The organism is Bradyrhizobium sp. USDA 4516, assembly GCF_054055915.1.
On record NZ_JBSRXT010000001.1, the window covers coordinates 665520 to 677584 of the forward strand.

Annotated in this window: 11 protein-coding genes and 1 pseudogene; 4 read left to right on the forward strand and 8 right to left on the reverse strand. The window is 65.7% G+C overall.

Annotated features, from left to right (window positions below):
* Window positions 1–2: 2 nt before the first annotated feature.
* Together ACVI1L_RS03070 and ACVI1L_RS03075 are read right to left on the reverse strand one after the other, a co-directional pair.
* Entirely contained in the window at window positions 3–1049 is a 1047-nt protein-coding gene (locus tag ACVI1L_RS03070; RefSeq protein WP_456782266.1) for an FAD binding domain-containing protein, read from the reverse strand.
* Window positions 1046–1543: a (2Fe-2S)-binding protein gene (locus ACVI1L_RS03075; protein WP_057015174.1), complete on the reverse strand. Its 498-nt coding sequence runs from the start codon at window positions 1541–1543 to the stop codon at window positions 1046–1048. The genes ACVI1L_RS03070 and ACVI1L_RS03075 overlap by 4 nt, the downstream gene beginning before the upstream one ends.
* Window positions 1544–1695: 152 nt before the next feature.
* Between ACVI1L_RS03075 and ACVI1L_RS03080 the strand changes: the two genes are divergently transcribed.
* A complete protein-coding gene (locus tag ACVI1L_RS03080; RefSeq protein ID WP_456782267.1) occupies window positions 1696–2328 on the forward strand; it encodes a TetR/AcrR family transcriptional regulator in 633 nt (210 codons plus the stop codon).
* A 119-nt stretch (window positions 2329–2447) separates the two neighbouring features.
* On the opposite strand, the gene ACVI1L_RS03085 is transcribed toward ACVI1L_RS03080, so the two are convergent.
* The 4 genes from ACVI1L_RS03085 to ACVI1L_RS03100 form a co-directional block, all read right to left on the reverse strand.
* Complete coding sequence (locus tag ACVI1L_RS03085) at window positions 2448–2837, reverse strand: hypothetical protein (RefSeq protein WP_057015176.1); 390 nt, start codon at window positions 2835–2837, stop codon at window positions 2448–2450.
* A 263-nt stretch (window positions 2838–3100) separates the two neighbouring features.
* On the reverse strand, window positions 3101–3289 hold the full coding sequence (locus ACVI1L_RS03090; RefSeq protein ID WP_057015177.1) for a hypothetical protein: 189 nt from the start codon (window positions 3287–3289) through the stop codon (window positions 3101–3103).
* Window positions 3290–3325: 36 nt separating this feature from the next.
* Window positions 3326–3769 (reverse strand): hypothetical protein, encoded by a 444-nt coding sequence (locus ACVI1L_RS03095; protein ID WP_229191762.1) that lies wholly within the window; start codon window positions 3767–3769, stop codon window positions 3326–3328.
* A 373-nt stretch (window positions 3770–4142) separates the two neighbouring features.
* A complete protein-coding gene (locus ACVI1L_RS03100; RefSeq protein ID WP_076824366.1) occupies window positions 4143–4481 on the reverse strand; it encodes a hypothetical protein in 339 nt (112 codons plus the stop codon).
* A 146-nt stretch (window positions 4482–4627) separates the two neighbouring features.
* Between ACVI1L_RS03100 and ACVI1L_RS03105 the strand changes: the two genes are divergently transcribed.
* Both ACVI1L_RS03105 and ACVI1L_RS03110 read left to right on the forward strand, forming a co-directional pair.
* Window positions 4628–4831, forward strand: a complete 204-nt coding sequence (locus ACVI1L_RS03105; RefSeq protein ID WP_016844551.1) for a hypothetical protein — start codon at window positions 4628–4630, stop codon at window positions 4829–4831.
* A gap of 441 nt (window positions 4832–5272) precedes the next feature.
* Window positions 5273–8608: pseudogene (locus tag ACVI1L_RS03110) on the forward strand (efflux RND transporter permease subunit).
* Here the strand turns inward: ACVI1L_RS03110 and ACVI1L_RS03115 are convergent.
* Together ACVI1L_RS03115 and ACVI1L_RS03120 are read right to left on the reverse strand one after the other, a co-directional pair.
* Window positions 8595–9860 (reverse strand): D-amino acid dehydrogenase, encoded by a 1266-nt coding sequence (locus ACVI1L_RS03115; protein WP_253625705.1) that lies wholly within the window; start codon window positions 9858–9860, stop codon window positions 8595–8597. The pseudogene ACVI1L_RS03110 and the gene ACVI1L_RS03115 sit on opposite strands and share 14 nt — an antisense overlap.
* 106 nt (window positions 9861–9966) lie before the next feature.
* The gene (locus ACVI1L_RS03120) at window positions 9967–11295 is read right to left on the reverse strand and encodes an aspartate aminotransferase family protein (RefSeq protein WP_035631725.1); all 1329 of its coding nucleotides are present in this window, start codon (window positions 11293–11295) and stop codon (window positions 9967–9969) included.
* A 160-nt stretch (window positions 11296–11455) separates the two neighbouring features.
* Here ACVI1L_RS03120 and ACVI1L_RS03125 point away from each other — a divergent pair, with 160 nt between their 5' ends.
* Complete coding sequence (locus ACVI1L_RS03125; RefSeq protein ID WP_018273259.1) at window positions 11456–12004, forward strand: cupin domain-containing protein; 549 nt, start codon at window positions 11456–11458, stop codon at window positions 12002–12004.
* The last annotated feature ends 61 nt before the right edge of the window (window positions 12005–12065 follow it).

Sequence of the window (12065 nt, forward strand, 5' to 3'; positions counted from 1 at the left end):
CGTTACGCTCCTGCAACGGATGAGAAGGGAGAGCCCGGCAGCGCGGGAATGCGATCCGGCGTGCCTGCAGCAGCAAGGGTGAGCGCGCGCACGACGATGCGCTGCGCGAGCTCGATCTTGAAGGCGTTGTCGCCGGACGGTATTGCGCCCGCGAGCGCGGCGCGCGCCGCCTCGCGATAGGTCGCCGCATCCGGCGCGGCGCCCGCGAGCACCTGCTCGGCCTCGCGCGCTCGCCACGGCTTTGCCGCGACGCCGCCGAGCGCCAGCCGCGCCTCGCGGATCTTTCCATCCTCGATGCGCAAGCCGGCCGCGGCCGAGACCACCGCGAACGCATAGGACGTGCGCTCGCGCACCTTGATGTAGCGCGCATGCCCGGAGAAGCCTTGCGCTTCGGCCGGCAGCCGCAGCGCGACGATCAGGTCGCCGCGCTCCAGCGCGGTCTCGCGCTCCGGCGTCTCGCCCGGCAGACGGTGCAGCGCCTCGAGCGGCAGCTCGCGCCGGCCGGTCTTGCCCTCGATCTCGACGACGGCGTCGAACGCGACCAGCGGCACGCAGAAATCCGACGGATGGGTTGCGATGCAGCCCTCGCTCCAGCCGAGCACCGCGTGCAGGCGGTTCTCGCCCTTCAGCGCGTCGCAGCCGGCGCCCGGCCAGCGCCGGTTGCAGGCGCTGCCGGCGTCGTAGAAATAGGCGCAGCGCGTTCGCTGCATCAGGTTGCCGCCGACGGTCGCGGCATTGCGCAGCTGGGCGGACGCGCCCGACAGCAACGCCTCGGCGACCGCCGGATAGTCGCGCGCAAACTCCGCATCATGCGCGAGATCGGCATTGCGCACCAGCGCGCCGATCCGCAAGCCGCCGTCGGCCAGATGCTCGATGCGGTCGAGCCCCGGCAGACGCGTGACGTCGACGAGAAGGCTCGGCCGGCTGACGCCGCCCTTCATCAGGTCGAGCAGATTGGTGCCGGAGGCGAGATAGCTCGCGCCCTTCTCGGATGCCGCCGCGATCGCGTCCGCGACGCTGGCCGGCCTGACATAATCGAAGTTCATCATGCGGAGCGCCTCTGCTTGGTCGCGTTGATGTCGGCCTGCGCCTCGAGCACGGCCTCGGTGATTCCTTGATAGGCCCCGCAGCGGCACAGATTGCCGCTCATGCATTCGCGCACGCGCTCCGGATCGTCGCCGGCCTGGCCTTCCTGGATCAGGCCGATGCCGCTCATGATCTGGCCCGGCGTGCAGAAGCCGCACTGGAAGCCGTCATGGGCGATGAAAGCGGCCTGCACCGGATGCAGCTGGTCGCCGCGCGCGACGCCTTCGATGGTTGTGATCTCGGCGCCGTCATGGCTGACGGCAAGCGCGAGGCAGGAATTGATGCGGCGGCCGTCGACCAGGACGGTGCACGCGCCGCACTGGCCGCGGTCGCATCCCTTCTTGGTACCGGTGAGGTCGAGCCGCTCGCGCAACAGGTCGAGCAGGGTTACGCGGGGGTCGTCGAGGGCAATTTCCCGGCGGACACCGTTGATAGTGAGGCTGAGTGGGAGATTCATGCAGGGCTCCGATCCGTGTATGGTCGGTTTGAATCGAGGCAACGGAAGCCCGTGGCCGCCGATGCAGGATCGGCGCGCCTTGTCAGGCCCGGTGCTGGTCGCCATATACGGAGGCATCCTCCGTTTACAAGGGAGGGTGAAAAGAAAAAGCGATGGCCGCTCGATCACCAGAAATTGCACGCAAGCCCCGCGCCGACGCGGTGCGCAATCGCGAGCGCGTGCTGGAAGCGGCCAAGGCCGTGTTCTCGGCCGGCGGCAGCGAGGCGAGTCTCGAGGCGGTGGCGCGCCATGCCGGCGTCGGCATCGGCACGCTCTATCGCCACTTCCCAACGCGCGAAGCGCTCTATGAGGCGGTCTACCGCCGCGAGGTCGAGCAGCTCGGCGATCTGGCCGAACAACTGCAATGCGCGCCCGAGCCGGTCGAGGCGCTGCGGCGCTGGCTACGCGCTAACGTGGAATTCGTCGCCACCAAGAAGGGCATGGTCGCAGCACTGGCGCTGGTCGCTCACGGCTCGACCGAGCTGCACGCCTATTCGTTCGACCGCCTGACCAGGGCGATCGGCACCCTGCTCGCGCGCGCGTTCGCGGCCGGTGCGATCCGTGGCGACATCAGCGCCGAGGACGTGCTGCGGGCGCTGATCGGCATGTGCTACATGCACGACCAGTCCGGCTGGCAGACCACTGCGCTCCGGCTGTTGGACGTATTCGTGGACGGCTTGCGGGTGCAGCCGGTCGGCACAACGGCAAAGCCTGCGAAGAAAGCCAACCCAAAGCCGTCGCGCTGACCTTACCCATCGTAGCCCGCATGCGCGCAGCGACATGCGGGACCGACTGCCCCGGATGTCGCGGAGCCTGTCATCGGCGGGCCGTCGCGCGACCCGTTGGCTCAACGGGCTATGCTTGTTCAGGCCTCCATGTTGAAGAGGATGCCGAGCGGCAGCCGGGGTCCTGCCGGATTGACATGAAGCACCGCATCGATGGTGCGCGCGGCCGGGGATGACGGCTTCATCCAGTCAAGATGACCGGCGAGCCAGGATCGCGGTTCCGCAGCCAGCACGATCGCCGCCCCCCAGTCATCCAGCGGATTGTCGCGGGCCAGCGCCTGCTCGCGGCCGGGAATGGTTGTGCCGGCGGCGCCCATCAGATGATGCAGCACCGCCTTGGCAAGCAGGTCGTCGAAACGTCCGTCATCGACCCGTTCGCTCCCGACCGCATCGATCGCAAAAACCCGCGTCGGCTTCGGCGCGACTGACCGAATGTCCGGCGCGACCGGCGGCACAGAGGATGCGCGCACATAGCGCGGCGTCGGCGGCGTCGATCGTTCGCGAGAAATGCGCCCGGCCGGCCACCGTGGGTCCCTCGCCCGCGATGATGTCGCAATACACCAGCGCGAGCGCCGCGGCGCTGCGGGCCGCAGCGTCGGACGTTGACCTCGCGATTTCGGCAACAAGATCCTCCGCGCCGCGAGGCGCATGCGGGAGCAGCTCAAACTCATGGGCACGCATCGATCGCTCTGCTGTTGATTGCCGCCCGCCCCACGATGGCGGCGGCCACCGCTCAAGGACGTCCGGTGCGTGGCCGCAGCCACCGCATGATGATTTCATGCGGTGTTCGACGGCTGCTGCGCGGCAGGTCGTGCCGCTGCAGCGACGCCGTTGCAAAGGCGGCCGCCTGCTCGCTGGATTGCCGTTTCTCGCGCGCCAGCAACATCCATTCGCGGATCACGGCGCGTCGCACCTTGGACATGGTGATTTCCCCTCGCGATAAGCCGCGTTCAGCGCGTCAGGCCGCAAGCTGCAGCGGATGGGCTTGCGACCTCCGTGCCGACAGCGCGCAGCCGTACTGATGCACGATGCCCTGCTCGACGACGAAGCCGCGCCGCTCCAGCGACGCCCGCAGGCTTTGGTTGGCCGAGGGCTTCTGGGCATCGACCCACACCACCAGCACCGCACGGGCGCTAAGGACATTCGTCAACCAGTCCAGCGCCGGCTCGAGCGAGAGAAGCGTGCGCCGCCGCCAATCGACCAGCGCAACGTCGTACTGACCGGCGGGGCGGCCGCAATTGCCCGACGCCGCCGCGCGCGCGTAGCCGCGCCGCTGCAGCTCGAACATCAATTCCATGCTCCTCGTGCCGGCCACGACGATGTGCTGTTGCGTCGTGCAGCCGGCAAGCGCGATCATCGGCTCGATGATCCGGTCGCCGATAGCAATCTGAAGCGAAGACATGACATCACCTTTCGGTTCGCTGCCGCGCTCGCGGCCGAACCTCAACGGTCTGGCCTGCACGCGAGAGCGTCTGCGTCGGGCTCAATATCTTCAGGGCGGGATATGAATTCGAGAGCGCCGCGGGCTCTACGGCATATGAGCCGCATAAGCCCGCGCCGGATGCGATGGCTGCGGTCGCTGAGCACGGTGGCCGCGCAAGTGTGCTAAAGTGCACAGACGATCAGGTTGGCATTCGGTTAGATCGTCGCATTGCCAAGCCTGGTACATACATATCTGTTCATATTCGCGATCCAGCCCGGCCATCGCGCCGGGCTCTTTCGTCGCCGAACGCCACCGTAATGAAAAACCCCGCGCTGAGGCGAGGCTTTCGCGATCATCGCGGATTGGTCCGCGTTCCGCTGTTGTTGCCGGGAAGGTTTGAAGTCCCGGTCCCGGTCGCGGAATTGTTGTTTGGGTCGGTCCAGTAGTTCGGCGTCGAGGTGCCTGGGTTGTTCATGTTCCCGGTCGTGCTGCCGGGCGGATTGCTCATTCCCGAGCCGGTTCCCATCCCGGTGGTGCCGCCGGTGCCGGTTCCTGTGCCGGAGCTTCCGGTCCCCGCGCCTGCACTCGCACCGCCGGCCGATCCGCCACCGGCGCCGCCACCCTGCGCGAAGGCGAGCGATGTCGACAGCATCACGGCCGCAGCCAATCCGATCGTTGCCAGTTTCTTCATGTGAGGTCCTTTCCTGGTTCGACCGGAAGCAACGTGGACCGCAAGGCGCACGTTCCTGCACGGCGGGACACACATCCGGCGCGGGCTCGCGAGGAACATGATGCTGGCTGTCCTGTTGAGCGGAATAGCGTTCCCGGAGGTGCGCGATGAAGACGCTTCAAATGCAGCACGAGATCACGGCCGAGCTGGAAAGACGATCCGGTGTCACTGGCCTGAAGCTGATCCGGCTCAAGGGCTATACGCCGAGCTGGGATCTCGGCGGCACCCGCGAGACCGCCCTGGACGAGGCGAAGGAAAAAGAACTTCGCGACATCGTGACCAGGATGCAGGACGAGTTCGACATCGCCTAGGACCGCTGCACGAGCAAGTTGCATTGGACAAGCCGCGGCTGAACAATCATAACGCCCCCTCGTGGCGTCGAGCCAACCGCGCGCGCAATAATATGTCGTCCCACGATATATTCTGCGCCAGCGACATTTTTGACGCTTCCCAAACGGCGATAACGGCACGCGAATTCCGGCCATTGAACGAACGTCGAATGTGCGATCCGACGTTTCCATTCGCGCGGCATGCCCCGGAATGATTATGCTGGCAAAAAACAGGTAGACGCGGAGGCAGCTCCGCGATCTGCCGATTGGCCATGGCGAGGAAAACGCGCGTTCGCGCTCGAGCTTTCGAGGACGACTCCCGACCTTCGGGAAAAGATGCGCCTGCCGTTCATTTGGATCGCAGAAATGAACGAGAGCTTCTCATCTCGGTTTATCCGCTACCCGATCGGCACCTCGCTGCTGATGGCCGGCATTCTGTTCGTCGGAATGGTCGCCTATCCCCTGTTGCCGGTCGCGCCGCTGCCGCAGGTCGATTTTCCGACCATCCAGATTTCCGCAAGCCTGCCCGGCGCCAGCCCGAAACCATGGCGTCCTCCGTCGCGCAGCCGCTGGAGCGGCAATTCGCGCAGATTCCGGGCTTTGCCCAGATGACCTCGACGAGTTCGCTCGGGTCGACCGCAGTCACCATTCAGTTCGATCTGAACCGCAGCATCGACGGCGCCGCCAATGACATCCAGGCGGCGATCAATGCCGCAGGTGGCCAGTTGCCCAAGAACCTGCCGACGCCGCCGACCTATCGCAAGGTCAACCCGGCGGACTCGCCGATCCTGCTGCTGTCGGCGACCTCGGACACCCTGCCCCTCATCACCGTGAGCGACGCGGTCGACGCCCAGCTCGGGCAGCAGATCAGTCAGATCTCGGGCGTCGCCCAGGTGTTCATCGGCGGGCAGCAGAAGCCTTCGATCCGCGTGCAGATCGATCCCGCCAAGCTGGTCGCCAAGGGGCTCTCGCTGGAAGATATCCGCGGCCAGATCGCGATCACGACGGTCGACAGTCCGAAGGGCAACATCGACGGCACGAGCCGTGCCTACACGATCTACGCCAACGATCAGTTGCTGGATGCCAAGGACTGGAATGACGTGATCATCGCCTACCGCAACGGCGGCCCGTTGCGGATTCGCGACATCGGCCAGGCCGTCGCCGGGTCGGAGGACATGAAGCGGGTCGCCTGGGCGGACGGCAAACGCGGCGCGTTCCTCGTCATCTTCAAGCAACCCGGCGCCAACGTCATCGGAACGGTCGACAGGATCAAGGAGCAGCTTCCAAGGCTCGTCGCCGCGATTCCGCCCGCCATCAAGATCAAGATCATCAGCGACCGGACATTGACGATCCGCGCCGCGGTCGAGGACGTGCAGATCACGCTGCTCATCACCATCGTTCTGGTCGTCATGGTAATCTTCCTGTTCCTGCGCAGCTTCTGGGCGACGGTGATTCCCGCCGTGACCGTGCCGCTCGCGCTGCTCGGCGCCTGCGCGCTGATGTGGGTGTTCGGCTACACGCTCGACAACCTTTCGCTGATGGCACTGACGATCGCCGTCGGCTTCGTGGTCGACGATGCCATCGTGATGCTGGAAAAGCGCGATACGTCGAGCAGGGCGCGCGGCCGCTCGCCGCAGCATTGCAGGGCGCCGGCGAGATCGGGTTTACCATCCTGTCCATCAGTATCTCGTTGATCGCGGTGCTGATCCCGCTGCTGCTGATGGGTGGCGTGATCGGCCGACTGTTCCGCGAATTCGCGGTGACCCTGGCGATGGCGATCTTCGTCTCCCTGGTGGTGTCGCTGACGCTGACGCCGATGATGGCATCGCGCTTCCTGCGCGCGCATGGCGAGACGAGGCACGGCCGGCTCTACCAATGGAGCGAGGCGGCATTCGACAGGATGCTGCATGCCTATGAGCGAGGGCTTGATCGGGCGCTGAGCTGGAGCCGGACCACGCTCTGCATCTTCTTCGCGACGGTCGCACTGTCGGTCTATCTGTTCCTGATCATTCCGAAGGGATTCTTCCCGCAACAGGACAATGGCTTCCTGAACGCGGTGTCGGAGATGGCCCAGGATATCTCTTTCGCCGACATGGAGCGGCACCAGGAAGAACTCAGCAGGATCGTTCGGGCCGATCCCGCGGTGGAGAGCATGGCCGAGTTCATCGGCGGCGGCGGCACCGCGCTGAATTCGGGTCGCATGTACATCACGCTGAAGCCGCGCGAGGAGCGCGACGCGAATGCGCAGCAGATCATCGCGCGGCTGCGGCCGAAGCTCGAGGCGGTCGAGGGAGCACGTCTCTACATGCAGGCGTCCCAGGACGTCCGGCTGGGCGGCCGCGCCACGCGGACGCAGTTCGAATACACGCTGCAGGATGCAAAGCTCGACGAGCTGAACGAATGGGCGCCGAAGATTCTGGCCAGGATGAAGACGCTACCGGAACTGCGCGACGTCGCCACCGACCAGCAGACCGAGGGAACGAGCTGACGCTGACCATCGATCGCGACACCGCGTCGCGCTTCGGTATCCAGCCGCAATTGATCGACGACACGCTGTACGACGCGTTCGGCCAGCGCCAGGTGACCCAATACTTCACCCAGCTCAACAGCTATCACGTCATCCTGGAGATCCTCCCCGAATTGCAGGGCAAGCTCGACACGCTCAACAAGCTCTACATCAAGTCGTCGACCACGGGGGACGAGGTGCCGCTCTCCGTGTTCTGCAAGTGGACCACTATTCCGGTGCGCCCGCTCGCGATCGCGCACCAGGGACAGTTTCCTGCGACCACGATCAGCTTCAACCTCGCGCAAGGGGTGGCGCTCGGCCAGGCCACCGATGCGATCCAGAACGCCGTCGCCGATCTCGGTGCTCCAGCCACGCTCAGCTCGAGTTTCCAGGGCACCGCCCAGGCCTTCCAGCAGTCACTGAGCTCGGTGTCGCTGCTGATCCTGGCCGCGCTGGTCGTGGTCTACCTGATCCTCGGCGTGCTCTATGAGAGCTACATCCATCCGCTCACGATCCTGTCCACGCTGCCATCGGCCGGGGTCGGCGCGCTGGCGATCCTGATGGCGTTCGGGTTCGATTTCAGCCTGATCGCGCTGATCGGCATCATCCTCCTGATCGGGATCGTGAAGAAGAACGGCATCATGATGGTCGACTTCGCGATCGCCGCCGAACGCGAGGAGCATCGGTCGCCGCGTGAATCGATCCGGAAAGCGGCCCTGCTGCGCTTCCGCCCGATCATGATGACGACGATGGCGGCGCTGCTCGGCGGCGTCCCGCTGATGCTGGGCACCGGAACGGGATCGGAAATCCGCCAACCGCTCGGCTATGCGATGGTCGGCGGCCTGATCGTGAGCCAGGCGCTCACGCTGTTCACTCGTGTATCTCTATCTCGACCGGTTCTCGAATGCGCTGTCGAGCTGGACGGCAACGAAGCGCGACGACGATGTCGAACCGCCCGTGAAGAACGCCGCCGAATAGTGCGTGACGAGATTGGGGCAAAATCGCAGCCGCGACGGTGCTGCGCTCCCTCTCCCCGTTCTTACGGGGAGAGGGTTGGGGTGAGGGGACTTCTCAGCGTATTCGGCGACAGCCGCGTTTGCGGAGATTCCCCCTCACCCGGAACGCATCTAACGATGCGTTCCGACCTCTCCCCGCGCGCGGGGCGAGGTGAAGCGGAGCCCGTTGCTCGACTCAAAATAAACTCATCTTGCGCCAGCAACTCGCGTACAGCGATGCGGCTTACCCGAACCTGACATCGTAGCGCTTGATCGACAGCTCCTTGGTGTCGATCTCGGGCTTCTTCCCCGAGAGCATGTCCGCCAGCACCCGGCCCGAGCCGCAGGCCATGGTCCAGCCGAGCGTGCCATGACCGGTGTTGAGGTGCAGATTGGCAAAGCGCGTGGCGCCGATCACCGGCGGGCCGTCCGGCGTCATCGGGCGCAGCCCGCACCAGAAGGTGGCCCTGGGAAGGTCGCCGCCGCGCGGAAACAGGTCGGTCAGCGAATGATCCAGCGTCGCGCGCCGCGCGGCGTAGAGCTTGGTCGAATAGCCCGAGATCTCGGCGGTGCCGCCGACCCGGATGCGATCGCCGAGCCGGGTGATCGCGACCTTGTAGCTCTCGTCCATCACGGTCGATTCAGGCGCGCCGGACGCGTCCCTGATCGGCACGGTGATCGAGTAGCCCTTAACCGGATAGACCGGCAGCGAGATGCCGAGCGGCCGCAGCAGGATCGGCGAATAGCTGCCGAGCGCCAGCACATAGGCGTCCGCCGTCATCATCCCGGCGCTGGTCGCGACGCCGGTGATCCGGGTCGCGTCCGCATTCAGTCCGTCGATGCCGACATTGAAGTTGAAGCGAACGCCGAGCTTCTCGGCTTCCAGCGCCAGGGCCTGCGTGAACATGTGGCAGTCGCCGGTCTCATCATGCGGCAGCCGCAGCCCGCCGGCGAACTTTTCCTTCACGCCGGCCAGCGCGGGCTCGGCGGCGATGCAGCCCTCGCGGCCGAGCACCTCGAACGGCACGCCGTACTGCTTCAGCACCGCGATGTCGTCGCCGGTGTGATCGAGCTGGGCCTGCTCGCGAAACAGCTGCAGCGTGCCGCGCGCACGCTCGTCATAGCGGATGCCGATCTCGGTGCGCAGCGCCTGCAGGCAGTCGCGGCTGTATTCCGCGATCGGGATCATCCGGCTCTTGTTCACCGCGTAGCGCGCAGTCGTGCAGTTGCGCAGCATCTTCAAGAGCCAGAGCCACATCACGGGATCGAGCTTGGGGCGGATCACCAGCGGGCCGTGCTTCATCAACAGCCACTTCACCGCCTTGACCGGCACGCCGGGGCCGGCCCACGGCGATGAGTATCCGGGCGACACTTCGCCGGCATTGGCAAAGGAGGTTTCCAGCGCGGGCTTCGGCTGACGGTCGATCACCGTCACCTCGTGGCCTGCGCGTGCAAGGTAATAGGCAGAGGTGACGCCGATCACGCCACTGCCGAGAACAAGGACCTTCACTTTTCCTCACATCCTGCAGCGAAAACGCAATCGCCGCTGCGAAACCACTCTGCTTCGCAACGGCGACAGCAATTTGTAGAGCTAGCTAATATCTAGCTAGCAATTATCAGGCCACGCGCTTGATGGAGTCGCCGAGGATCGAGACGATGTCGTCGATGTGCGACTTCTCAACGATCAAAGGCGGCGACAACGCTAGCGAGTCGCCGCTCATGCGGAAGTAGAGGCCGCGGTTGAAGCAATCGACCATGATGTCGTAGCCGCGCGCGCCGACGACACCATCGCGCGGCGCGACTTCGACCGCACCCATCAGGCCCTGGTTGCGGATGTCGACCACGTTCGGTAGGCCCTTCAGCGAATGCAGGGCATCGCGCCAGTAGTCGGCGAGCGAGGCGCCGCGGGTCAGCAGAGCTTCGTCCTTGTAGATGTCGAGCGTGGCAAGACCCGCCGCGCAGGCCACCGGATGCGCCGAATAGGTGTAGCCGTGGAACAGCTCCATGGCGTTGTCCGGGCCGACCATCAGCCCGTCGTGGATCTGACGGCTGGTGAACACCGCGCCGCACGGCACGGTGCCGTTGGTGATACCCTTCGCGGTCGTCATCATGTCGGGCGTCACGCCGTAGAAGTTGGCGGCGAACGGGGTGCCGAGGCGGCCGAAGCCGGTGATGACCTCGTCGAAGATCAGCAGGATGCCGTGCTTGGTGCAGAGCTCGCGCAGGCGCTGCAGATAGCCCTTCGGCGCCGGCAGCACCGCGGTCGAACCCGGCACCGGCTCGACGATCACCGCCGCGATGGTGTCGGCGCCATGCAGCGCCACCATCCGCTCGACATCGTCGGCGAGCTCGGCGCCGTGCTCCGGCTGATCCTTGGCGAAGGCGTTGCGGGCGAGATCGTGGGTATGACGGATGTGGTCGACGCCGGGCAGATGGGTCGCGAACTGGCGGCGGTTGGCGACCATGCCGCCGACCGACATGCCGCCAAAGCCGACGCCGTGATAGCCGCGCTCGCGGCCGATCAAGCGGGTGCGGCTCGGCTGGCCGGCGGCACGATGATAGGCCAGCGCGATCTTCAGCGCGGTATCGACCGATTCAGAGCCCGAATTGGTGAAGAAGACGCGATCCAGCCCCTTCGGGGCGATCTCGGCGAGCCGCTCGGCGAAATCGAACGCCAGCGGGTGGCCCATGTTGAACGAGGGCGCGAAATCCAGCGTCGACAACTGCCGCTCGACCGCGGCCGCGATCTGCGGGCGGCCGTGGCCGGCGTTGACGCACCACAGGCCGGCTGAGCCGTCGATCACCTGCCGGCCGTCGACCGAGGTGTAGTACATGCCCTTGGCGGAGGAGAACAGCCGCGGCGCCTTCTTGAACTGCCGGTTGGCCGTGAACGGCATCCAAAACGAGTCGGTCTTGATGGTGTTCGGAATCTGATGAACGGTCACGGCGGCGCTCCATTGCTGACTGATGCTAGTCGGACCACTCTTCCAGGCACTCAACAAGTCCTTTTCTGCCGCAGCGCAAGCCATTGATCTTGTTGAGGCGGTCTGCCAAGATTTGTTCGATCCGCAACACCTGCAACAAAGATTTGCCAAGGGGACTGCCATGAGCGTCGACATCGGCGGTCGGCTTCGATTCATCCGCGCGCGGCACAAGCTGTCGCAGCGCGAACTCGCCAAGCGCTCCGGCGTGACCAATTCGACGATTTCGCTGATCGAATCCAACCAGATGAACCCGTCGGTCGGCGCCCTGAAGCGCATCCTCGACGGGATCCCGATGGGGCTTGCCGAATTCTTCGCGATCGAGCCGGAGCGGCCGCGCAAGGCGTTCTATCGCGCCGACGAGCTGACCGAGATCGGCAAGAAGCCGATCTCCTATCTGCAAATCGGCGACAGCCTGTTCGGCCGGGCGTTGCAAATCCTGAAAGAGCGCTACGAGCCCGGCAGCGACACCGGCCGGGTGCCGCTGGTGCATGAGGGCGAGGAAGGCGGCATCGTGGTCTCGGGCCGGCTCGAGGTCACGGTCGACGACGAGCGGCGGGTGCTCAACGCCGGCGACGCCTATTACTTCGAAAGCCGCCGCCCGCACCGCTTCCGCTGCATCGGCGCCAAGCCATGCGAGGTGATTTCGGCCTGCACGCCGCCGACATTTTGAACCCGGCGCGCGCGGCGGGCGACCCAAGCCGCAGGGGCCGCATGGCGCGGCCGTGCGGGTG